This is a genomic window from Dyella sp., from assembly GCF_051962475.1.
Classification (GTDB): Bacteria; Pseudomonadota; Gammaproteobacteria; order Xanthomonadales; family Rhodanobacteraceae; genus Dyella_A.
In genome coordinates this window covers 237,840-260,173 of sequence record NZ_JBQCCF010000069.1, presented here as the reverse complement: position 1 = coordinate 260,173, position 22,334 = coordinate 237,840, and the positions used below count along the sequence as shown (strand labels likewise).

Below are 22,334 nucleotides of genomic sequence, written 5' to 3'. Positions count from 1 at the left end.
CGAAGGGGTCATGGGCATCCGCCTATTGTACCGGGGATGGGCTCCCGTCCCGGTTCGTGGCGGAACGGCTGAGGCCGACCCCGGGTGGCGCCCACCAGCTGCCCCAGTCCGGTGGCGCGAGGTTGCGGGCAATCGGACCCAGCGCGGCCGGATACCAGCGCCCGTCCAGCGCCTGCATCTTCACCACCACCTGCTGCGGCTGGTCTTTCAGGCGGTAATCGATGCGTACGTGGGCGGTGTCGTCGCGCTGCGACACCAGCGTTACGGTCGCGGAGCCCAGCACGGCGTCCAGCGACAGGCCGTACGGCGCCAGGGCCTGCTTGGCACCGGCCCATAGGCGGGAGGCCTTGGCCATGGCGTCGGCAAAGTCCAGCGCGCGCAGGTCGGCAAGGGTCGCCAGCCGGAGCGATCGGGCGGTGTCCACCGCTACCGCGGCGGTCTGCCCGGCACGCCCGCCGTCCAACCAGGGCGCGCGTTGGGCCCAGGCCGTCACGGGGGCGAGCAGGTCCGCCAGGCCCTGTTCCTGGCGCGGAGTCAGGGCAAGGTCCGTCACCACTGTCCGCCTGGCCAGGGCGCCGCCGATAGCGATGAGCACGGGAATCTGGTCACCGTAGCGACGGTCGATCCGGTGAGCTTGCTGTTGCAGGCGCTGGGCGAGGGCCTGGCGAGCGCCGGGGCCGGTCAACGAGCCCATCCACTGGCGATAGCCCTGGCGCGCCGCGTCGGTCGGGACCTGCGCCGCCTGGCCGCTGGCCCATCGTGCGACCAGCGCGGCGTGATCGGTCGGCGGCAGGCCGTGCTTCCAGAATGCGACGAGATCGTCGTGGTGCAGGTCGTCGATCAGCTGGCGTATGGCAGCGGTGGGCGAGTTGCCGCCAGGCGCCGGAGATTCTTCGGTCGCGCGCTGGCAGCCCGCCAGCATCAGCATGGTCGCGGCGAGCAGCCCGGTCAGGGGCGGCAGGAAACGAAACGGTCGGGGCATCGGACTCGGGCCCGGGCGGCGGAAGGGCCGGAGCCTAGCAGCCCGGCGAACGCAGTCCGACGGGCCGCCGGCAGCGTGTCGCCCGCCGGCTCGGCCCATCGCCTGACCGAGAAAAAAGAAAACCCCGCCGGCGTGAGCCTCGCGGGGTCAGTCCCGGCAGAGCCGGAAGGGAAATGGCCTTGCCTGCAGAATCTGTGGTCAGCAGCAGGTGTCGGCGGAGCCATGGTAGCGGCTCGCAGAAGTTAAGGCAATGGATTTGTTTTGTGATGCAAGTGTTTGATTTTATGCATCACTTCATGCGTAGCACGGCTTCCTTCTGACGCCGGCGCTCGTTGCGCGGCAGCGTCCAGTCGTTGTTGAACAGGGCCGGCTCCCAGCTGCCGTAGGTGGCGTTGGGCAGGATGAACCAGCGCGTGCCGATCCACTTGAGGTAGGGCGCCATCGCCTGCTGGCGGCCTTCGGCGTTGTTGGCGATGACGTCGGCGAAGTCGCCGATCTGGTCGCCCACCTGCATCAGCACGCGGTACTTGCGGCTGATCAGCTGGCGGCGGCAGCCTTTCTCGGTGCCGATCTGCTCGCAGCCCTCGACGAAGGTGCCCAGGCCGAGAAACGCATCCGGTCCGGAGACCGGGAAGCCGACCTGGCGCAGGTTGTCCAGCGTCACCGAATCGAGGTCCTTGGCGCGGTTGGAAATGAAGATCACCGCGATGCCGTGCTTGGCCGCGAACTGGGTGAACGCCACCGCGCCGGGCAGCGCGCGGGCGGCTTCTTCCTTGCACCAGGCAGCCCAGTCAGCCTCGTTGTACTCGCCGCCGCTCTTGATCAGGCGCGCCTGGTAGGGCGAGTTGTCCAGCGCGGTTTCGTCCACGTCCAGCACCACGGCGGGCTTGAGGCCTTTCAGCGGGGCGACGCGGTCGTCCTTGCTCAGCGCGTCCCAGCGCGGATCCTTCAGCGCCTTGAGCAGCTGCATCTGCGCGTCGCGGTAGGTCTGCACGTAGAGCAGGTCGTGTTCGATCGCCGTTTGCGACCACGCCACAGCGTTGAGGTTGTCGTCTGCCGCTGGGCCGGCCAGTGCCGCGGCGACGGGCGCTGCCACGGGGGCGGGGGAGGCGACGGACTCGTGACGGGGGGGCGAGGTGCTGCAGCCGGCAAGCAGGGCCAGGGCCGCCAGCAGGGCGGGAACACGTGAGCGCATGGGTAACCTTGGTGATGACATCGGATCGACAAGCATCCAGTCAGTTTACGACAGCGTCATGTCGCCCGGGCTGGACTGGCGGGCATCGAGCCCGACTGACAGACTGCCTCTCCCCTTGCCAAGGAAGTCGCCTCCGATGGCGTCCACCCCCTCTTTCCAGCCCGGCCCGCGCCGGCTCGCGGCGATGGACTACGCCAGCTACCTGCTGGCTGCCGTGGCGCTGCTCCTGGTACTGAAGCTGCATCTGTTGCCGGCCCTTTTGGCCGGACTGCTGGTGTACGAACTGGTGTATTCGATCAGCCCGCTGCTGGGCCGTCGCATCCCCAGCGATCGCGCGCGCATGCTGGTGGTGGCGCTGATCGGCGTGATGGTGGTGGGCCTGCTGCTGTTGTTGGTGCTGGGCATCGTGAGCCTGCTGCGCAGCGAGATCGGCAACCCCGACGTGCTCTGGCAAGAGCAACTGATGCCGCTGGTGGAAAAGGCGCGCCAGCAACTTCCACCCACGCTCACCACCTGGATGCCCGACAGCGTCGACGAGCTGCGCGTGATGGCGGTGGAACTGACCCGCAAGCACGCGGGCAGCCTGCAGCTGGCCGGCAAGGAAACCGCGCGGGTGATCCTGCACATCATCATCGGCCTGATGCTCGGCGCCATCGTGGCGCTGGGCCGCACGCGCCCAGCGCACCTGTCCGGACCGCTCTCGCTGGCGCTTTCCGCCCGCTGCCAGAAGCTCGCCGAAGCGTTCCACAACATCGTCTTCGCGCAGATCAAGATCTCGCTGATCAACACCGTGTTCACCGCGATCTTCCTGCTTGGCGCACTGCCGCTGTTCGGCATCCACGTGCCATTCGCCAAGACGCTGGTGGTGATCACCTTCCTGATGGGCCTGCTGCCGGTGATCGGCAACCTGATCTCCAACACCGCGGTGACCATTGCCGGGCTGTCCGTCTCGCTCGGCGTCGGCGTGGCCGCACTGGCCTTCCTGGTGCTGATCCACAAGCTGGAATACTTCCTCAACGCACGCATCGTCGGCACGCAGATCCGCTCGCGCGCGTGGGAGCTGCTGATCGCCATGCTGGTGATGGAAGCGGCCTTCGGCCTCGCCGGCCTGGTCGCTGCGCCGATCTACTACGCCTACCTCAAGCGCGAGCTGGAAGTGCGCGATTTGATCTGAATGATCAGGTGGCGATGCCCGCCTCGATGAGAATCGCGCGCAGCCCGTCCATTGCCGCGCCGTAGCGTCTCCAGCGCTCCAACGAGTCGCGGTGCAGGGTCGAGCGCACCTGCACCGCGCTGGGCGTGGTCACCGGCGCTGCATTGCGCTCGAAGTGCAGACAGGCGTCGTCCCACGGCAGGCCGCAGAAATCGAGTAGGCGCCGCGTCACGGGCTCCTGGTGGTCGACCAGTTCCTCGTAGTCGATCGACAGCACGCGGCCGGGCAGTGTCCGCGTCCAGTGCGCCATCAGGCGATCGAACTGCACGTAGTAGCGCCCCACGTCTTCCAGCGCGTACGAGTAGTCGAAGTACGGCGCCGAGGCGGCGAACAACTGGCGAAAATTGCTCAGGCAGGTGTCCATCGGCTGGCGGCGCAGGCAGACGATGCGTGCGGTGGGCAGCGCCCGTGCGACCGCGCCCAGATGCAGGAAGTTGTGCGGCAGCTTGTCGGTGAAGCGGCCGCTGTCCTCGCCCACCACGGTGCGCGCGTGGGCAAGGTAGGCGCGGCCCAGCGCCGGCCAGTCGATGCCCGGCACGTGTGCGAGCACCGCCGGATCGAGCAGATACGGCGTAGCTGAGCGCAGGGCGCGAGCGAGCGCGTGGCCAAAGGTGTGCAGCTCGCCTGCCGATCGCACGGCGGAATGACTGGAGACGATGCGATCGACCAGCGTGGTGCCACTGCGCGGCATGCCGACGATGAAGATCGGTCCGTTGATAGGCGCATGTTCCGCTGGCGCGGGTAGTGGATCGAACGCATCGATCAGTGCATCCACCATAGCCACGTCACGCGCAGGGTCGTAGTTGCGTGTTGGCCGCGCCGCCCGCTTGCCCGCGATCAGATGGGTTATTGCCGACCGATATTCCCCCAAGTCCTCGTGCTCCTTCGCCAGGGCGAGGTGGAGGCAGGTCAGTGCGGCTGGATCGTTGGCCGCCTCCGGCAGTAGCGCCTGCAGGCGTGCGAGGTGGTTGTGTGCGGGCGTCTGCCGGCGCAATTGCGCCAAGCTGTAGTGCGCACGCCAGTAGCGCGGTGCGAGGGCGAGGCATTGCTCCAGCGCCTGTTCCGCCTCGTCGAAGCGGCCCAGTCCGATCAGCGCCGAGGCCCTGTTGAGATGCAACTGCGGCTGGGTTGGCGCCAACGCGGCGGCGTGCGAAAACGTCGCCAGCGCACCGTCGTAGTCGCCGACCTGCACCCGTACCTGACCAAGCACGTCCAGTGAGGCGGGGTCGCGCGGTGGTATCGCTTCCGCCTCGCTGGCAACTCGGCGCGCCTGCGCTACGCGGCCAGTGGCAAGCAGCGCGCGGGCGTGGTGGCTGGCGAAATCCAGTCGCGCCGGATCCAGCCGCGCGGCTGCCTCGAGTTGCGGCAGGGCGGCATCGGCGCGACCGGTTTCCAGGAGCGCGATGCCGGCCACGAAGCGCACCAGCGGATGCTCCGGTGCCGCCTCCACCAGGGGGGCAGCCAGGGTGAGTGCGCGCGGCCAGTCCATGCGGTTGAACGCCTCGATCAGCTGGTTGTACTGCTGTGCTAGCGCGTTCATGGCGAAGCGATCAGCCGGCCAGCATCGCGGCAATCTTCGCCATGTGCGATTCGGCGGTCTCGCGCACGGCCTCCTTGTCGGCCTCCGGATCCTTGCCCTGCCAGTGCAGGTCGTCCTGCGGCAGTTCGTGCAGGAAGCGGCTGGGCTGGTTGTTGTTGATCTCGCCATAGCGCTTGGAGCGGGCCGACCAGGAAAGCGTGAGCACTTCCTTGGCGCGGGTGATGCCCACGTACATCAGGCGGCGCTCCTCGTCGATGCGGCCCTCGTCGATGGCGCCCTCGTGCGGCAGCGTGCCCTCTTCGCAGCCGACGATGAAGACGAAGCGAAACTCCAGGCCCTTGGCGGCATGCATGGTCATCATGCGCACGGCGTTGCCCGGGTCGTCGCGGTCGGCGTGGCTGAGCAGCGCCAGCTGCGAGGCTAGGTCGCCGGCGCTGTTGCCGCCCTTCTGCATGGCGCGGAACCAGTCGGCCAGCTCCTTGAGATTGCCGAGCTTGCGCTCACGCACGCTGGCATCCGGCGTGCTGGCGGCGATCTGCGCGGCGTAGCCGGTGCGACTGAGGATGCGCTCGACCAGATCCGCCGCGCTCTCGTGCAGCGAGGCGCTGCGCAGTTCGTCGAGCAGGGTGGAGAGCGACGCCAGCGCGGCGGCTGGGCGCGGCGTGAGCTGGCGCAACACGCTGTCGCTGCGGGTGGCTTCGAGCAGCGAGCAATGCTTCGACTGCGCCATCTGGCCGAGCTTTTCCAGCGTGGTCGAACCGATCTCGCGTTTCGGCACGTTCACCACGCGCAGGAACGCCGCGTCGTCGCTGGGGTTGGCCAGCAGCCGCAGGTAGCACAGCAGGTCCTTCACTTCGGCGCGGTCGAGGAAGCTCAGGGCGCCGGTGAGGTGATAGGGCACGCGCGCTAGTCTCAGCGCCTTTTCCAGCGGACGCGCCTGGAAGTTGCCGCGGTAGAGGATGGCCATGTCCTCCCAGCGCGCCTTGTGCTTCTCGGCCAGCGTGGTGGCGATCGCGGCGATCTTCTCGGCCTCGTGCTCGGCGTCCTTGCACTCGAGCACGCGGATCGGCATACCTTCGGGATGCTCGCTCCAGAGCTTTTTCTCGTGCACGTGCGGGTTGTTGGCGATGAGCCTGTTCGCCGCACGCAGGATGCGCTTGCCGCAGCGGTAGTTCTGCTCGAGCTTGATCACCTTGAGATTCGGCCAGTCGCGGCCGAGCTGGTCGAGGTTCTCCGGGTTGGCACCGCGCCAGGCGTAGATCGACTGGTCGTCGTCGCCCACGCAGGTGATGTGGCCCTTCGGTCCGGTCAGCGCCTTGAGCAGGCGGTACTGCGCGTCGTTGGTGTCCTGGTATTCGTCCACCAGCAGGTAGCGCAGGCGCTCGCGCCAGCCGTCGCGGCATGCGGTGTCCGATTCCAGGATGCGCAGCGGCAGGCGGATCAGGTCGTCGAAATCCACCGCGTTGAACGCGGCCAGCCGCTGCTGGTAGAGGTCGTAGATGGTCGCAGCTTCCAGCTCGCGCGGTGCGCGCGCGGCGGCCAGCGCCTCTTCCGGCGAAAGGCCCGCATTCTTGGCGCGGCTGAGCAGGTTACGGATGCCCCACAGCACGTCCGGCTTGGCGCCTTTAGGCGCCAGCTCCTTGACGATGCCCTCGCTGTCGTCCGCATCGAGCACCGAGAAACCGCGGCGCAGGCCGGCGCGTTCATGCTCGATCTGCAGGAACTTCAGGCCCAGCGCGTGGAAGGTGCACACGGTCAGCGCGGCGGCATCCTCGCTGGAAACCAGCTTGCCGACGCGCTCGCGCATCTCACGCGCGGCCTTGTTGGTGAAGGTGATCGCGGCGATCTTGGAGGCGGCCAGCTTCCGGCGCTGGATCAGGTGGGCGATCTTCTGGGTGATCACCGAGGTCTTCCCCGAGCCGGCGCCAGCAAGCACGAGCAGCGGGCCGTCGCAGTATTCGACAGCAGCCAATTGTTGCGGGTTGAGCATGGATCGAGAGGCGGCGTGAGGCGACGGCCGATGGTAGCAGAGCCCCCTGGCGCGCCGGGCTCGCTGCGCGATAATCGGGCGCTCGCGGCAGCGGCCGCTCTCATCAGGGGATCCAGGGATGGAAGCAACGGACACAACGCTGGACGGGCCATACGACGTGGCGGTAATCGGCGGCGGCCCGGGCGGCAGCACCGCTGCCGCGCTGCTGGCACGGCGCGGCTATCGCGTCGTTGCGCTGGAGAAGGCGCATCATCCGCGTTTCCACATCGGCGAATCCCTGCTGCCGATGAACCTGCCGCTGTTCGAGCGCCTCGGCGTGCTGGAGCAGGTGCAGGCGCTGGGCGTGTTCAAGCCGGGTGCGGATTTCGAGGCGGACAACGAGAGCGGCTACAACACCTACGCCTTCGACCGCGCCATCGGCGACAGCCCGCCGCACGCCTATCAGGTATGGCGGCAGGACTTCGACAGGATGCTGTTCGAGCACGCCGCACGATGCGGCGCGCAGACCCGTGAGGGCCACGAGGTCATCGGCGTGGAGCAGTCGGGGCCGCGTGAGAGCCGGCTCGAAGTAAAGGTTGACGATGGCCGCCGGTACCAGCTGCTGGCCCGCTACGTGATCGATGCCAGCGGCCGCGACGCGCTGCTGGCGACCCGGCGCCGGCTGCGGCGCAAGAATGCCAGGCACCAGAGTGCGGCGATCTTCGGCCATTTCCGCGGGGCGACCTGCCGCGCCGGGGCGGACGCCGGCAACATCAGCATCTACACCTTCGCGCACGGCTGGATGTGGATGATCCCGCTGCCCGACGGAGTGATGAGCGTGGGCGCGGTCTGCCGGCCGGCCTATCTCAAGCAGCGCAAGGGCTCGCCGCTGGCCTTCCTGCTGGAAACGCTGAAGCTGAACCCGGCACTGTGGCAGCGCCTGGAGCAAGCCGAGCTGATCGACCAGGAAGTGCGCGTCACCGGCAACTATTCCTACGACTCTACGCAGATGGGCGGGCCTGGCTGGGTGATGGTGGGCGATGCGTTCGCTTTTCTCGACCCGGTGTTTTCCTCCGGCGTGTATCTGGCGATGAGCGGCGCCGAGCAGGCGGCGGAAATGGTCGACCAGGCGCTGCGTGAGCCGTCCCGCGAACGAGCCCTGCTGCGCCAACTGGAGCGACGCCAGCGCAAGGGCATGGCGCGGTTTTCCTTCTTCATCGAGCGCTTCAACGGGCCAGTGATGCGCCAGATGTTCCGCGCCCCACGCAATACCTGGCAGCTGGAGCAGGGGGTGATCTCGATGCTGGCCGGCGACCTGTTCGATACGCCGCGGGTTCTGTGGCGCCTGCAGGTGTTCAAGCTGGTCTACGCAATTTGCGCCCTGCGCGACGCACGTCGCTGGTGGTCCGAGCGGCGCTATCGGCGAGCACAGGCGAAGCTGCAGTTTGCCGATGCGGGCAGTCCGGCGGGTCGGGCCTGAGCGGCCCTAGACTCGGCACCCCCGCGGGCGACGGCCTGGCCGCGCTACCATGCGCGGCAACGACCCGACCGCACGACCATGGCCAAGCTCTACTTCTATTACTCGGCAATGAATGCCGGCAAGACCACCACGCTGCTGCAGAGCGCGTACAACTACCACGAGCGCGGCATGCGCACGCTGATCCTCACGCCGGCGCTGGACAACCGCTTCGGCGAAGGCGTGGTGGCCTCGCGCATCGGGCTGAAGGCCAACGCACGGCGCTTCAGCGGCGAGGAAAACCTGCTGGCGATGGTGGAGCGCGATGTCGAGACGCGCGGTGCGCTGCACTGCGTGTTCGTCGACGAGGCGCAGTTCCTGTCCAAGGCGCAGGTTTGGCAGATCAGCGACGTGGTCGACCGGCTCAACATCCCGGTACTCGCCTACGGTCTGCGTACTGATTTTCGCGGTGAGCTGTTCGAGGGCAGTCGATACTTGCTGGCCTGGGCGGACAACCTCGAAGAGATCAAGACCATCTGTCACACCGGGCGCAAGGCCACCATGGTGGTGCGCGTGGACGAAAGCGGGCGCGCGGTGACCGAAGGGCCGCAGGTGGAGATCGGCGGCAACGATCGCTATGTCTCGGTCAGCCGCGCCGAGTTCAAGCACATCACCGAGGGGCGCGGCAGCATCGAACTGCAGCAGAGCGTGCTGCCGCTGGGCGAATAGCCGTTCGCGCAGCAGCCACATCCTTCCTTTCAAACTCGCGCATTTTCCGCCAAGGACTTCCGATGACTTCGCCGATTCCCCTGACCGCCTGGGAGCGCCCGTACTGGCAGCCGAACGAAGAGGAGATCGTCCTGCAGTTCTACGTGTTCGGCGAGTTCGAGGCCGTGCGCGTGCCGTCCCAGCCCTACGGCAGCCCGGGCCTGCCGGCGGGCATCACCTCGACCAATCACTATCACCACGCGCTGCGCAGCTGGGAGGGCTACCCGCTCAAGGGCTCGCTGGGCAAGCTGTTCAAGGACGAGTCGCCCGAGGCTTACCAGCGCGCGGTGAATGCGCCGCAGGTGCTGGTGGTGCGCGGCACGATCAAGGACGCCGCCGACACCAGTTACCTGCGCGACGTGATGGGCGTGTTGGCCGGGCTGCTGGACATCGGCGGCGTGGCGATTCTCGACCCGCAGATCCTCACCCTGCTCGATGCGGACGGCTGGCGCCGCCGTTATCTGGTGCGCGAGGGGGCGCCGATCCGCAGTCACCTGCTGATCCTGCGCGACGGCGAGTCCGAGCCTGGCCGCAACTGGATCCACACCCGCGGCATGCGCAAGTTCGGTCGCCCCGACTTCAGCCTGCGCGGCGTGCCGGACGACCAGGTGAACCTCGCCGGCAGCCTGTGCGAGCGACTGGTGGAACTCGAAGCGCTCGGCGGGCACTTTCAGGACGGGCAGCAGGTGGAGATCCCTGGCCTGGCCGACGACCTCACCGGCCGCCTCGGCGGCAGCCTGGAGCACCCGGATTTCCACAACACCTTCGTGGAGTTCCGCTGGCCGGCGTGATGGTGGCGACCTCCGCCCGGTAGGAGCCCGCTCGCGGGCGACGCTTCTGCTCCTGATCCACATCAAACATCAAAGCAAGAGCATCGCCCGCGAGCGGGCTCCTACAAAGGCCGGGTCACTTCTGGCAGCGCGGGCACCAGAAGGTGGAGCGCTGCCCCAGCGTGGCCTGGTGGATCGTGGCGCCACAGGTGCGGCACGGCTCGCCGGCGCGGCCATAAACGAACAGCTCGCGGAAGAAGTAGCCCGGCGCACCGTCCGGGTTGAGGAAGTCGCGCAGTGTGGTGCCGCCGCGCTCGATCGCCCAGGCGAGGATGCGCTTGATCTCGGCGGCCAGCCGCGCATAACGCGCACGCGAGACGCTGCCGGCGGGTTTGCGCGGGTCGATGCCGGCGGCGAACAGCGCCTCGCTGGCGTAGATGTTGCCCACGCCGACCACCACCGCGTTGTCCATGATGAACAGCTTCACCGCGGCGCTGCGGCCGCGCGAGAGTCGCCACAGGAGGTCGCCGTCGAAGTCGTCGGTGAGCGGCTCCGGGCCCAGCGTGGCGAGCAGGTGGTGGGTTTCGCCCGGCCATTGCCACAGCAGGCAGCCGAAGCGGCGCGGGTCGGTAAAGCGCAGCACGCGGGCTGGCTTGTTCGGCGCCGCGTCGATGGCGATGTCCACGTGGTCGTGCGTGTTCACCGGCGTGTCTGGCGGCAGCACGCGCAGCACGCCGCTCATGCCCAGGTGCAGCAGGGCGCTGCCGATCTCGGTGCGCAGCAGCAGGTACTTTGCGCGCCGCTCCACGGACTCGATCACCTGACCCGGCAGCAGCTCGGCCACCTCGTGCGGAATCGGCCAGCGCAGGTCCGGCCGGCGCAGCGTCACCGCGCCGATGCGTCGGCCGACCAGGTGCGGGGCGATGCCGCGGCGGGTGGTTTCGACTTCGGGGAGTTCAGGCATGGGGGCGAGGTGTGAGTGCTGACGGGTAGGAGCGCATCCTGTGCGCGAACGTTTTTGCTCTCGATCTACATCAACGCCAGAAGCATTCGCGCACAGGGTGCGCTCCTACGGGGTCAATTCCAGTCGGCGTGGAAGCTGCCGTCGCGATCGATGCGCTCGAACGTGTGCGCCCCGAACAGGTCGCGCTGGGCCTGGATCAGGTTGGCCGGCAGGCGCTCGCTGCGGTAGCCGTCGAAGTAGGCGATGGCCGAGGCCAGGCCCGGCACCGGCACGCCCGCTTGCACCGCCGTGGTGACCACTTCGCGCAGCGCGGTCTGGTAGTCGGTGGCGACCTTGGCGAAGGTCGGCGCCAGCAGCAGGTTGGCCAGCGATGCGTCGGCGGCGAAGGCGCGGGTGATGTCCTCCAGGAAGCGCGCGCGGATGATGCAGCCACCGCGCCAGATGCTGGCGATGGTGCCGTAGTCGAGGTTCCAGTCGTACTCGGTGGAAGCGGCGCGCAGCTGGGCGAAGCCCTGTGCGTAGGAGATCAGCTTGGCCAGGTACAGCGCGCGCCGCACCGACTCGATGAAGGCGGCGCGGCCGCCGGCAAACGCCTGCTTCGCCGGTCCGGCCAATTGCTTGCTCGCCGCCACGCGCTCGCTCTTCAGCGAGGACAGCACGCGGGCGAACACCGATTCGGTGATCAGCGGCAACGGCACGCCGAGGTCGAGCGCGCTCTGGCTGGTCCACTTGCCGGTGCCCTTCTGCGCGGCCCGATCGAGGATCACGTCGACCAGCGCCTCGCCGGTTTCCTCGTCCTGCTTGCCGAAGATCTGCGCGGTGATCTGGATCAGGTAGCTGTCCAGCTCGCCGGCGTTCCAGTCCGCATAGACCTTCGCCAGCTCGGCGTTGGACAGGCCGAGCACGCCCTTGAGCAGAGCATAGCTCTCGGCGATCAGCTGCATGTCGCCGTACTCGATGCCGTTGTGCACCATCTTCACGTAGTGGCCCGCGCCGCCGGGACCCATGTACGCCACGCAGGGCGTGCCGTCCGGCGCGCGGGCGGCGATCTCCTTGAGGATCGGCGCCACCAAATCGTAGGCGTCGCGCGGACCGCCGGGCATGATCGACGGACCCTTCAGCGCGCCTTCCTCGCCGCCGGAGACGCCGGTGCCGATGAAGTGCAGTCCCGCCTCGGACAATTCCTTGGCGCGGCGCACGGTGTCGGTGAACAGCGTGTTGCCGCCGTCGATCAGGATGTCGCCCTCGGCCAGCAGCGGCTTCAGCGTGGCGATGGTGTCGTCCGTGGGCTTGCCGGCCTTGACCATCAGCAGGATGCGGCGCGGACGCTCCAGCGAATCGACGAACTCCTGCGGCGAGTAGGTGGGCACCAGGCCAGCGTCCGGATATTCGGCGACGACCTCGTCGGTCTTCTCGCGGCTGCGGTTGTACACAGATACCGCGTGGCCGCGACTGGCGATGTTCAGCGCCAGGTTGCGACCCATCACGGCCATGCCGACGACGCCGATGGACTGCTTGCTCATGGTGGGGCTCCGGAGAAGGAATGCCGTCGATATGGGGCGCACCGCCGGGCAGGCAAGCGCCGACTAATCCGCCTGGATGGCGTCGTGCCGCGTGGGGCGGGGCGTATAGCGTACCGAGACCAGCGCCACGCGGTTGCCGACCTGCACGTAGCGCACCGGGCCCGTGGCCGAGGTGTCGCCGAAGCGCAGCGTCTGGTCATCCAGCACCAGCGTGGCCATCGGCTTGGCCAAGCCCACGCGGGCCGGGTCGAAGTCGCCCAACGGACGCCAGCTTGCCACGGGAGCGGCGGCGATCTCGGTGAGTTCGTCCAGCCGGCCATCGTCGGCGCGCATCGGCGTGCCGTCGGTGCGCCACCAGTGACCGTCGCGTTTGGCGTAGTGCTCCGCGGCGGCGCCTTGCAACGTGAGCGCCACCCGGCTCACGGCGGCGGGATCGAGGCCGGTCAGCGCGCCCAGCGCCTCCGCCGCTTCACGCTGCCATTGCCACACGGCCAGTGCCACCAGCGCGGCGGCGGCGAACAGCAGGATCAGGCGATGACGTGTGGCGCGGCGCATGCTCAGCGGCGCCTGCGTCGCCACACGATCCACCCGCCGATTGCCAACAGCAGCAGCGGCAGGATTGCGAGGAAGCCGAGGCTCACCGCGTTCAACTGGCCCTGCGACAGTTGCAGGAAGCGGTCCGGCGCGCCGCGCGGCGGCAGGTTCACCAGTGAGTCGTCGCCGAGCAGCCAGTCGAAGATGCGCTCGCCCAGCGCGCGGTTGCCGCCGTTGCCCAGATAGGTGTTGGAGAGGAAGTCGCCGTCGCCGATCACCGCGGCGCGCTGCTGCCCCTTGTCGGGGCTGGGTGAGAGGCGGGTCAGCGCAAAGCCGAACTCCAGCGGCCGGCTCGACAGGGTGGTGTCGGCCTCGCTGCCGGTGTCGATGCGACCCTGCGGGCCGCTGCGCAGGAACGGTGTGCTCGACCAGTCGCTACTGCCCGCGGCGGGTGCGAGTGCCGCGACCTCAGGGAACAGCGTGGTGAGCGTGAAGCCACGGGTGATCGCCTGGGCCGGGTAGTCGCCCAGCGCGATCATGTGCGGGTTGGCCAACCCCAGTGCGGCGCCGGAGGCATCGCTGAGCACGCCGGGCAGCACGCTGATGCCGAGCGCGTCGGCCAGCGGCTGCAGGCCCAGATCGTCGGCGAGTGGTGCGCCAGCCGCGCGCGGTTCGGTGAGCCACAGCAGGTTGCCGCCGTCGCGCACGTAGTTCACCAGCGCCTGCACGCCGCCGGGCGGCAGCGGTGCGGTGGGGCTGGCCAGCACCACCAGGTCCGTGTGCTGCGGCACCGAGCTCACCTGCGCGAAGTTCAGCGGTACCGCGCGCATGCCGCGGCCTTCCAGCTGGGTCATGAAGGTGCCCAGGTCGGCGTTGGCCTGGCCGTCCGGGCGACGCTCGCCGTCGCCGCTGACGAAGGCCACGATGCGCTCGCCGCCACGGGCGAGGCGCTCCAGCGCGTTGGTCATCGGGCCTTCGGAGGAGAGGTCGTCCAGCCGCTGCTCGTGGCCGCGGTAGTGGATCAGCAGCTCGCCGTCGATGGTGATGCCCAGCTCGCGCATCGCACCGGGGTCGAGCTGCGGGTCGACGAAGCGCAGCGAAATGTCCGGCTTCACCTGCTGATAGCGCTGCACGAAGCTGGCGATGGTCTGGCGAAGGTTGCCCTGCGGGTTGGCGTAGCTGACGATCTCGACCGGACCGCTCAGCCGGGCCAGTACCGCGCGGCTCTCCTTCGACAGGCTGGCGCGCCCGCCATGCGTCCAGTCGGCGACATATCCGTATCGGGTGGAGAGGTAGCCCGCCGCGCTCACGGCGGCAAGCGCCAGCAGCGCGAACAGCCAGCCGTCGAGTCGGCGCAGGGTACGATTCATGTGCATCAGCCGCGCTCCCGGTCCGAACCTAGACGGCGAATCGCCAGCGCCAGCGCCAGTGCCGCCAACAGCACGAACCACAGCACGTCGTCGGTGGCGACCAGGCCGCGCAGCAACGGTTCGAGATGGGTGCCCAGCGCCAGCCAGTGGATTGCGCCGTTGTCCACGCCGGCGGCCTGCGCGCCCAGGTTCGCGCAGCACAGCGTGAGCGTGATCACCAGGCTGGCGGTGGCGGCGATCGCCGGATGCGAGGCGAAGCTCGAACAGGCCAGCCCAATCGCGGCCAGCAGCGCCAGCAACAGCGCCAGCCCCAGCGCGGCGGCGGCCAGCTTGCCCCAGTCCAGCGTGGTGCCATGGGACAGCGAGAGCGGCATGGCCAGTGCCAGCACCAGCCACAGCGCGAGCCAGCCCAGCACCGCCAGGTATTTGCCCAGCACGATGCGTGCGGGCGAGAGGCCGCTGGCCAGCAGCAATGGCAGCGTGCCGTTACTACGTTCGCCGGCAATGCTGGACATCGTCAGCAGCGGTACCACCAGCAGCGCGAGCTCGGCGAGCCCGAACGGCACCAGTCCGCCGGTGAACAGGCTGCTGAGCAGCGGCACCGCTACCAGGTCGGTGTAGCCCGGGCCGGCCGGCAGCGCAGCGAGCTTCACCTGCGCGGCGAGGAAGTTGCCCAGCAGCAGCACGAAACGCCACGCCAGTTCGCCCAGCGTCAGCGCGCCGAGTGCCCAGGCCAGCGGACGGACGAACAATCGGCGCGATTCCAGCCGCACCATCGCCAGTGCGCTCATGCGGCCTGACTCCGGCCGTTCATCGCGATGTCGAAGAAGCGCCGCTCCAGCGCCTGCACATCGTTGGCATCCACCGCGCCCTCGTGACGCAACTGCCCTTCGTGCAGGATCGCCACCCGCCCGCAGACGGCCGTGACCTCGGGCAGCAGGTGGGTGGACAGGATCACCGCGGCACCGCGCGCGGCTTCCTCGCGGATCAGCTGGCGCAGGCTGGCCACCTGCACCGGATCGAGCGCATTGGCCGGCTCGTCCAGAATCAACAGCGCCGGGCGGTGCAGCAGCGCGCAGGCCAGGCCGAGGCGTTGACGCTGCCCCTGTGACAGCACGCCGACGAGGCGGCGCGCCAGCGGGCCGAGTTCGAGCCGCGCCAGCATCGCGTCGGCTGCCTGACGCAACTCGGCGCCGTTCATACCGTGCAAGCGGCCGTGCGCCAGCAGGTGCTCGCTTACCGTCAATTCCTGCCACAGCGGGGCACGTTCGGGCAGCCAGCCGATCAGCTGCCGGCCCAGTGCCGGGTGCTCGAGGAAATCCTCGCCGTTCAGGTGGATCGTGCCGCCATCGGGGCGTAAGGCGCCTGCAATCATGCTCAACGTCGTCGATTTACCGGCGCCGTTGACACCCAGCAGGCCGAGCACCTCGCCGCGATCCACGTCGAGGCACAGATCCTGCACGGCTATGCGGCCGGCGCGTTGGCGGGACAGTCGGTCAATACGGAGCAGGGGTTGCGCTTTGTTCATTGCATGATTGTCACGGCGCCCCCACTTCCAGACAACCGGCTCGTTGTTTGGAATGCGTCACGCTATCGGCGTGAACGCCCGAGCCATGCTGGTGGGTACGGAAACCCTGCACTAGACTGCCTTTCAACTACTTAGAGATGTATCCGCGATGCTGGACTCCGTACTCAACTTCCTGACCACGGGTCTGACCCACATGTCCTGGGTGGGCATGTTGGTCTATATGCTAGTGGTCACCCAGCTCACCATCTTCACGGTGACGATCTACTACCACCGCTGCCAGACGCATCGCGGCGTGGACCTGCATCCGATCATCCAGCACTTCTTCCGCTTCTGGGGCTGGCTGACCACGGGCATGGTGACCAAGGAGTGGGTGGCCATTCACCGCAAGCATCACGCCAAGGTCGAGACGGCGGAAGATCCGCACAGCCCGATGATCTACGGCATCAAGAAGGTGTTCTGGGACGGGGTGTCGCTGTACCGCGACGCCTGCGATAACAAGCAAGACATGGAGCAGTATGGCCGCGGCACCCCGGACGACTGGCTCGAGCGCAAGCTCTATGGCGGCCACCCGTATTGGGGCCCGACCCTGATGCTGCTGATCAGCTTCGCGTTGTTCGGCGTGATCGGTATCGCGATGTGGGCGGTGCAGATGATCTGGATCCCGTTCTGGGCCGCCGGCTTCGTCAACGGCATCGGCCACTGGGCCGGCTACCGCAACTTCGAGAGCGCCGATACGGCGCGCAACCTGATTCCGTGGGGTTTCTGGATCGGTGGCGAAGAGCTGCACAACAACCATCACGCGTTCCCCAGCTCGGCCAAGTTCGCACTGCGCAAGTGGGAGTTCGACATCGGCTGGGCGGTGATCTGCGGTTTGCGCTCGGTCGGCTTGGCCAAGGTGCTGCGCGTGGCGCCCACCCTGGACGTGCGCCCCAACGTGAACCTGCCGGACGCCGAAACGCTGAAGGCCGTGCTCACCCACCGCTTCCAGGCGATGACCGACTACTACCGCGGTGTGATCGTGCCGACCCTGCGCGACGAGGCGCAGCACGCCGGTGAGAGCATCAAGGCGATGCCGCGCCGCGTGCGTCGTGCCCTGGCCGACGGTGGCCGGTGGCTGGACGGCGAAAGTCACGACAAGCTGCAGGCGGTGCTGGCCAAGCGCCCGACCCTGCGCACCGTGGTTGACTTCCGCACCCGCCTGGCCGCCCTGATGGAGCAGCGCGGTGCCGATCAGGCGCTCAAGGGCCTGCAGCAGTGGATCCACGAAGCCGAGCAGAGCGGTATCCGCGCGCTGCAGGAGTTCGCGGCCAAGCTCAAGGGTTACGCGATCGCCAGCTGACCGGCTCGCCGGTGAGTTCACCTCAAACAAAAAGCCCGCCTCAATGGCGGGCTTTTTGTTTGGCATTCGCGCAGCGGATCAGAGCTTGTCGGGCCCGTTACGCAGCCAGCGGTCGATCATTCGTTTTTCGTAGCGCAGGCTGTCGTCCCTCGCGGCCGCCGTGTCACTGGTGAGGAAGCCGAGGTCGCGCAGCGTACGCGTGCCCTCGCGGATCACCTTGCCCTGCGCGTCGAGCAGCCTGAAGCTGAGATTGATGCGCGGCGGGTAGATGTCCTTGATGATCCGCACCTCGCTCAGCCTCGGCCCGTGCCATGGTTCGTACGAGCCGGCGCGGTCGACGTCGGTGATCACCACGTCCAGGTGCTGTCCGGCGGGCAGCATCTTGGCGCCGCGCTTTTCGATATAGGTCTTGAGGGTGGCCAGGTAATCGTTGCTGGCACGGCTTGGCGCCAGCGCCTTTTCCTCCCGGGTCTCGGTAAAACGTTCCGGATGGTCGTAGGTCACCGTTACGGTCTGCGCCGGGACCTCCGCGGCACGCGCCGTCGGGCAGGGCGACAGGCCGGCAGCGGCAAGTACGCCGAACAGGGCAATCCGCATCCTCATGGCAGTTCTCCTGGTCGTTATGGGGAGCACCTCGCAGGTCTGACAATAGCCTGAGCGCAGCGGTTCGGCGCATCGACACGGAAGGGAGGCGGCATGGCGTTCAGGGTGGTGCTGTTGGGCGCGGGCGGGATCTTTGGTAACCGCCTGGCGCGACGTCTGGCGGCGGACGGGCGCTTCGAACTGGTGCTGGCCGGGCGCACGCATTCGGTCCTGCAGGAACTGGCCGGCGAGCTGCGCAATGCGGCCGGTGGCGAGGTGACCATCGCGGTGCTGGACGCGCTCGCCGATGATTTCGCCACCCGCCTGGCCTCCGTGCGCGCGCAACTGGTGATTCATGCGGCCGGTCCGTTCCAGCTGCAGGACTACCGCGTGGCTCAGGCGTGTCTCGACTGCGGCAGCCACTACGTCGACCTGGCCGACGGGCGGGGTTTCGTCGCTGGCATCACGCGCCTCGATGCGGCTGCGCGGAGCGCTGGTTGCCTGGTGGCCAGTGGGGCCTCCAGCGTGCCGGCGCTCAGCAGCGCGGTGGTCGATGCGTGGATGCCGCGCTTCGCGCGGTTGGAGAGGATCGAGAGTGCGATCAGTCCTGGCAACCGCACGCCGCGCGGTGACGCGACGGTGGCTTCCATCCTCGGTTACTGCGGGCGGCCGATCCGCGTCTGGCGTGACGCGCGCTGGCAGGTGGCGCACGGCTGGATGGGCACGCGGCGCGTTCGACTGGCGAACGCGCAACGTCTCGTTGGGATCTGTGATGTGCCCGATCTCGAGCTCTTTCCCCAGCGGTATCCCGGCGTACGCACCGTGCAGTTCCGCGCCGGGCTGGAGTTGCCGCTGCTGCACGGCGGAACCTGGCTGGCCGCAGCGCTGGTGCGGATGGGCGTGCTCCGCGACCTGGCGCGTCATGCGGGGCGGCTGCGTCGCTGGAGCGAATGGTTCATGCGCTGGGGCAGCGATGTGGGCGGCATGACGGTGGAGCTGAGCGGCGAGGATGCGTCCGGGCGCCCGCTTCGCGTGCGGTGGTGGCTGGAGGTGGCGGCAGGCGAAGGGCCGGAGGTGCCGGTGACGCCGGCGCTGGTGCTGGCGCAGCGGTTGGCCGACGGAACCCTTCCGGTGATCGGAGCGATGCCGTGCGTTGGTCTGCTGGATCTTGAGGCGCTGATGGCGGCGCTGGCGCCCTTTGCCGTCCGCAGCGGAGCAGAGGTGCTTCCCTGATCAGGCTCGTTCAGTCGAGGAAGCGCCAGGCCTCGGCGGCATCGGGGATCCGGCAGGCATTGCGCTGGCCAAACAGTTGATAGCGGTGCCGCGCCACCCAGCGATAGGCCGGATCGGCCAGCCAGCGCGGCGTCCAACGCAGCAGCGCGGATGGCACGCGCCACGAACCGCCCAGTCGCTGCAGCACGCCGGCGATCGCCGCGGTGTCGATGTAGCCGACGCCATCGGCCACCAGCAGCAGCGACGCCGGGTCGTCCGGCGACAATCCATGCGCGGCAAGTAGCGCGCGGCCATGCTCTCCCTGCATCGCTGCCAACCGGAACCGGTCGGTGCGATCGTGCTTGAGGATGAAATCGACCCAGCGGCTGCACAGCACGCAGACGCCGTCGAAGACCACCACGGCCGGCTCATGTCCCATCGTCGATCTCCAGCGTGCCGCGGTAACCGATCCAGCGGCCAATGCCCGGCAGGCTGGCCTCGACCGTGAACGCGTAGCGGTCGCCATCGCTTCCGCTGCGTGCGAGCACGTGGCCGAGCCAGCGAAGGGGCAAGGGCAGGCCGAACAGCCGCGCTCCGCGCAGCTGCCAGAGAATCGCATCGCCGTCTGGCTCGAGGAAGAAGCGCAGCGACACCGGCCCCAGTCGCTCATGCAGCAACTGGCCCGGCCCCGCGCTCAAGCGCGAGCGCATGACCCCGCCAGCGAAGCGGCGGGTCCAGTACTCGCCGCTGTCGTCGCGCACGATTTCCACGACCAGAGGCTGGGCCGGCCCTGGGGCGGGCAACCCCAGCAAGCGCCGCAGCAGGCGCGCCGCCCAGTGGTCGACACCAACCACGTCAGCCCGGCCGCGGAGGGCGACGCTGTCGCGGCCACCGTGGGCGTGACGCACCGGAGCTGCCAGCGTGGCCCAGGCAGGGCCCATCAGTGCGGGAAACAGCGACTCGTCCATGGTCATCGCCCCATGATCGCGGCACCACCGCAAGCGGGCAAGAAAAAACCCGCCACGGTGGGCGGGTTTCGTCTGAAAGCGGCGATCAATTACTTGATCTTGCCTTCCTTGTAGATCACGTGCTTGCGCACGACCGGATCGTACTTCTTGAACTCGAACTTTTCCGGGGTGTTCTTCTTGTTCTTCTGCGTGGTGTAGAAGTGGCCGGTACCGGCCGACGAGATCAGACGGATCTTGTCCTGGGTCTTGTTCGCCATGGTCTAGCTCCTCAGATCTTCTCGCCGCGGGCACGCAGCTCGGCAATCACGGCCTCGATGCCATTCTTGTCGATGGTGCGCAGGGCGTGGTTGGAAACACGCAGCTTGACCCAGCGGTTCTCGCTGGGGACCCAGAAGCGACGCTCATGCAGGTTGGGCAACCAACGGCGACGGGTCTTGTTGTTTGCGTGCGAGACGTTGTTGCCGGTCCGCACACCCTTTCCGGTGACTTGGCATACACGGGCCATGATGACCTCCGTATTTGTGGTGTAACGCCCGTTGGCCAGGGCGACTTCGGCCCAGCGACGCCTTGGCGCCACGCGATGCTGGAGGGTGCCGCTTTCGAGCACTGCCGTGAGGTCCGCATCGCGTCGCGGACGGCCCGAATGGTCGGGCGGCATGGATCGAGCCGCGCATTATCGCGGAAATTCCGTCGGTTGCGCAATCCTTGACCAGCGGGCGCCCCCCGCCGAGTGACGCTGTGCGGGCATGTATGGAACAATCGCGCTCTTTGCGCTTTGTGCCGAGCGCCCGCCTGGGGCCGGCGCTTCATTCAACGAGGACACCTCATGGCAGACGTCACCACCAACGGCCAGGCCAACGGCCAGGCGAACCAGCCGCAGCTCGCGCTGCAGAAGATCTATGTGAAGGACGTCTCCTTTGAGGCGCCCAATGCCCCGCAGATGTTCCAGGAAATCAGCGAAACGGGTGACCAGCCGCAGGTGCAGCTGAACCTGGGTCAGCGCGCCACCGACCTGGGCGACGACCTGTACGAAGTGGTGCTCAGCCTCACCCTGACCTGCACCGTGGGCGAGCGCACCGCCTACCTGGCCGAAGTGCACCAGGCCGGCCTGTTCGGCATCGCCGGCTTTAGCCCGGAAGACCACGCCGGCATCGTCGGCAGCTACTGCCCGAACCTGCTGTTCCCGTATGCGCGCCAGGTGATCTCCTCGCTGGTGCTCGAGGGCGGCTTCCCGCCGTTCCTGCTGCAGCCGATCAATTTCGACGCGCTGTACGCCGAACAGCTGCGTCGCAGCGCGATGGGCGGTGGCGAGGCCGCGCCGACGCTCAACAGCTGATCCACCGATGAGCACCCGACCGACCCTGGCGGTCCTCGGCGCCGGTTCCTGGGGCACGGCATTGGCGGCGCTCGCAGCGCGCAATGGCGTCCCCACTCGACTGTGGGGGCGCGATGCGCAAGCGCTGGCGACGATGGCGCAGAGCCATCGCAACCAGCGCTACCTGCCCGATCTCGAACTGCCCGCCGAGCTCCACTACGAGAGTGATCTTGCCGCAGCGCTGCGTGGCGCCAAGGTCGTGCTGATCGTGGTGCCCAGCCACGCGTTCGCCTCGATGCTGGACGAGATCGCCCCGCTGCTGGACGCCGACGCGGCGATCGCCTGGGCCAGCAAGGGCTTCGAGCCCGGCACCGGTCGCTTCCTGCACGAGCTGGTAGCCGAGAAGCTGCCGGGTCGCCCGGCCGCGGTGGTCACTGGGCCGTCGTTCGCCAAGGAAGTGGCCGCTGGCCTGCCCAGCGCGGTCACCGTGCATTCCGATGACGAGCCATTTGCCCGCGAAGTCGCCGGCATGCTGCACGCGCCCAACTTCCGCGCCTACACCGGTAGCGACGTGCTCGGTGCCGAGCTCGGCGGTGCGATGAAGAACGTGCTGGCGGTCGCCACCGGCGTGGCCGACGGCATGCAGCTGGGTCTCAATGCCCGTGCCGGCCTGATTACCCGCGGCATGAACGAGATGCTGCGGCTGGGCCTGGCGCTCGGCGCCAAGCCGGAGACGCTGATGGGCCTGTCCGGCCTGGGTGACCTGGTGCTTACTTGCACCGGCGATCTCTCGCGCAATCGCCGGCTCGGCCTGGCGCTGGGCAAGGGCATCGCGCTGGACGAGGCGGTCCGCCAGATCGGCCAGGTGGTGGAAAGCGTGCTCACCGCCGACGAAGTGGCCCGGCTGGCCGTCAAGCACGGCCTGGATCTGCCCATCGCCAACGGCGTGCGTGCCGTGCTGCATGGCGAAGTCACGCCGGTCGAGGGCCTGCGTGCGCTGATGGCGCGCGAGCAGAAGCCGGAGTATCCGCAGGGCCTGTTCCCAGGTACCTGAGCGGCGCCGTCGGCAGTTCATGTAGCGGGGGCGCCGCCGCCGTGTGCATGCG

General features: G+C 68.2%; 23 protein-coding genes. 8 read left to right on the top strand and 15 right to left on the bottom strand.

Going from position 1 to position 22,334, the window contains the following annotated elements; genetic code table 11:
- Positions 1-22 precede the first annotated feature (22 nt).
- Positions 23-982 carry a hypothetical protein gene (locus tag ACTHJF_RS16380; protein ID WP_440268047.1) on the bottom strand — a complete coding sequence of 320 codons (960 nt, stop codon included), beginning with the start codon at positions 980-982 and terminating at the stop codon, positions 23-25.
- 289 nt (positions 983-1,271) lie between these two features.
- Positions 1,272-2,177 (bottom strand): 5'-nucleotidase, lipoprotein e(P4) family, encoded by a 906-nt coding sequence (locus tag ACTHJF_RS16375; protein WP_440268046.1) that lies wholly within the window; start codon positions 2,175-2,177, stop codon positions 1,272-1,274.
- A gap of 136 nt (positions 2,178-2,313) precedes the next feature.
- On the opposite strand from ACTHJF_RS16375, the gene ACTHJF_RS16370 reads away from it, so the two are divergent.
- Entirely contained in the window at positions 2,314-3,351 is a 1,038-nt protein-coding gene (locus ACTHJF_RS16370) for an AI-2E family transporter (protein WP_440268045.1), read from the top strand.
- Positions 3,352-3,355: 4 nt separating this feature from the next.
- Here ACTHJF_RS16370 and ACTHJF_RS16365 read toward each other — a convergent pair whose 3' ends face one another.
- Positions 3,356-4,930 carry a sulfotransferase gene (locus tag ACTHJF_RS16365; RefSeq protein ID WP_440268044.1) on the bottom strand — a complete coding sequence of 525 codons (1,575 nt, stop codon included), beginning with the start codon at positions 4,928-4,930 and terminating at the stop codon, positions 3,356-3,358.
- A 10-nt stretch (positions 4,931-4,940) separates the two neighbouring features.
- Positions 4,941-6,920: a UvrD-helicase domain-containing protein gene (locus tag ACTHJF_RS16360; RefSeq protein WP_440268043.1), complete on the bottom strand. Its 1,980-nt coding sequence runs from the start codon at positions 6,918-6,920 to the stop codon at positions 4,941-4,943.
- A 118-nt stretch (positions 6,921-7,038) separates the two neighbouring features.
- Between ACTHJF_RS16360 and ACTHJF_RS16355 the strand changes: the two genes are divergently transcribed.
- The 3 genes from ACTHJF_RS16355 to ACTHJF_RS16345 all read left to right on the top strand — a co-directional run bounded on the left by ACTHJF_RS16355 (position 7,039) and on the right by ACTHJF_RS16345 (position 9,914).
- Positions 7,039-8,379, top strand: a complete 1,341-nt coding sequence (locus tag ACTHJF_RS16355; RefSeq protein WP_440268042.1) for an NAD(P)/FAD-dependent oxidoreductase — start codon at positions 7,039-7,041, stop codon at positions 8,377-8,379.
- A gap of 78 nt (positions 8,380-8,457) precedes the next feature.
- Positions 8,458-9,084 carry a thymidine kinase gene (locus tag ACTHJF_RS16350; RefSeq protein ID WP_440268041.1) on the top strand — a complete coding sequence of 209 codons (627 nt, stop codon included), beginning with the start codon at positions 8,458-8,460 and terminating at the stop codon, positions 9,082-9,084.
- Between the two features lie 62 nt (positions 9,085-9,146).
- Positions 9,147-9,914, top strand: coding sequence for a hypothetical protein (locus ACTHJF_RS16345; protein WP_440268040.1), 768 nt, complete (start codon positions 9,147-9,149; stop codon positions 9,912-9,914).
- A gap of 115 nt (positions 9,915-10,029) precedes the next feature.
- On the opposite strand, the gene mutM is transcribed toward ACTHJF_RS16345, so the two are convergent.
- The 6 genes from mutM to ACTHJF_RS16315 form a co-directional block, all read right to left on the bottom strand.
- Positions 10,030-10,857 (bottom strand): bifunctional DNA-formamidopyrimidine glycosylase/DNA-(apurinic or apyrimidinic site) lyase, encoded by an 828-nt coding sequence (mutM, locus tag ACTHJF_RS16340; RefSeq protein ID WP_440268039.1) that lies wholly within the window; start codon positions 10,855-10,857, stop codon positions 10,030-10,032.
- A 113-nt stretch (positions 10,858-10,970) separates the two neighbouring features.
- On the bottom strand, positions 10,971-12,380 hold the full coding sequence (gene gndA, locus ACTHJF_RS16335; RefSeq protein ID WP_440268038.1) for an NADP-dependent phosphogluconate dehydrogenase: 1,410 nt from the start codon (positions 12,378-12,380) through the stop codon (positions 10,971-10,973).
- A 63-nt stretch (positions 12,381-12,443) separates the two neighbouring features.
- On the bottom strand, positions 12,444-12,935 hold the full coding sequence (locus ACTHJF_RS16330) for a hypothetical protein (RefSeq protein ID WP_440268037.1): 492 nt from the start codon (positions 12,933-12,935) through the stop codon (positions 12,444-12,446).
- A gap of 2 nt (positions 12,936-12,937) precedes the next feature.
- A complete protein-coding gene (locus tag ACTHJF_RS16325) occupies positions 12,938-14,284 on the bottom strand; it encodes a GldG family protein (protein WP_440268170.1) in 1,347 nt (448 codons plus the stop codon).
- 5 nt (positions 14,285-14,289) lie between these two features.
- Positions 14,290-15,075 carry an ABC transporter permease gene (locus ACTHJF_RS16320; protein WP_440268036.1) on the bottom strand — a complete coding sequence of 262 codons (786 nt, stop codon included), beginning with the start codon at positions 15,073-15,075 and terminating at the stop codon, positions 14,290-14,292.
- Positions 15,072-15,812, bottom strand: coding sequence for an ABC transporter ATP-binding protein (locus tag ACTHJF_RS16315; protein ID WP_440268035.1), 741 nt, complete (start codon positions 15,810-15,812; stop codon positions 15,072-15,074). Before ACTHJF_RS16315 ends, ACTHJF_RS16320 begins: the two co-directional genes overlap by 4 nt.
- A 148-nt stretch (positions 15,813-15,960) precedes the next feature.
- On the opposite strand from ACTHJF_RS16315, the gene ACTHJF_RS16310 reads away from it, so the two are divergent.
- Positions 15,961-17,151: a DesA family fatty acid desaturase gene (locus tag ACTHJF_RS16310; protein ID WP_440268034.1), complete on the top strand. Its 1,191-nt coding sequence runs from the start codon at positions 15,961-15,963 to the stop codon at positions 17,149-17,151.
- Between the two features lie 78 nt (positions 17,152-17,229).
- Here the strand turns inward: ACTHJF_RS16310 and ACTHJF_RS16305 are convergent, their stop codons facing one another.
- A complete protein-coding gene (locus ACTHJF_RS16305; protein WP_440268033.1) occupies positions 17,230-17,748 on the bottom strand; it encodes a DUF3016 domain-containing protein in 519 nt (172 codons plus the stop codon).
- Positions 17,749-17,847: 99 nt separating this feature from the next.
- Between ACTHJF_RS16305 and ACTHJF_RS16300 the strand changes: the two genes are divergently transcribed.
- Positions 17,848-18,966, top strand: coding sequence for a saccharopine dehydrogenase family protein (locus ACTHJF_RS16300; RefSeq protein WP_440268032.1), 1,119 nt, complete (start codon positions 17,848-17,850; stop codon positions 18,964-18,966).
- 10 nt (positions 18,967-18,976) lie between these two features.
- Here the strand turns inward: ACTHJF_RS16300 and ACTHJF_RS16295 are convergent, their stop codons facing one another.
- The 4 genes from ACTHJF_RS16295 to rpmB form a co-directional block, all read right to left on the bottom strand.
- A complete protein-coding gene (locus ACTHJF_RS16295; protein ID WP_440268031.1) occupies positions 18,977-19,384 on the bottom strand; it encodes a thiol-disulfide oxidoreductase DCC family protein in 408 nt (135 codons plus the stop codon).
- Positions 19,374-19,919, bottom strand: a complete 546-nt coding sequence (locus ACTHJF_RS16290; protein WP_440268030.1) for a DUF4166 domain-containing protein — start codon at positions 19,917-19,919, stop codon at positions 19,374-19,376. The genes ACTHJF_RS16295 and ACTHJF_RS16290 overlap by 11 nt, the downstream gene beginning before the upstream one ends.
- 83 nt (positions 19,920-20,002) lie before the next feature.
- Entirely contained in the window at positions 20,003-20,170 is a 168-nt protein-coding gene (rpmG, locus tag ACTHJF_RS16285) for a 50S ribosomal protein L33 (protein WP_017463578.1), read from the bottom strand.
- Positions 20,171-20,181: 11 nt separating this feature from the next.
- A complete protein-coding gene (rpmB, locus tag ACTHJF_RS16280) occupies positions 20,182-20,418 on the bottom strand; it encodes a 50S ribosomal protein L28 (RefSeq protein ID WP_431634732.1) in 237 nt (78 codons plus the stop codon).
- Between the two features lie 321 nt (positions 20,419-20,739).
- On the opposite strand from rpmB, the gene secB reads away from it, so the two are divergent.
- Together secB and ACTHJF_RS16270 are read left to right on the top strand one after the other, a co-directional pair.
- Positions 20,740-21,249 (top strand): protein-export chaperone SecB, encoded by a 510-nt coding sequence (secB, locus tag ACTHJF_RS16275; protein WP_431634730.1) that lies wholly within the window; start codon positions 20,740-20,742, stop codon positions 21,247-21,249.
- A 7-nt stretch (positions 21,250-21,256) separates the two neighbouring features.
- On the top strand, positions 21,257-22,282 hold the full coding sequence (locus tag ACTHJF_RS16270; protein ID WP_440268029.1) for an NAD(P)H-dependent glycerol-3-phosphate dehydrogenase: 1,026 nt from the start codon (positions 21,257-21,259) through the stop codon (positions 22,280-22,282).
- Positions 22,283-22,334 lie beyond the last annotated feature (52 nt).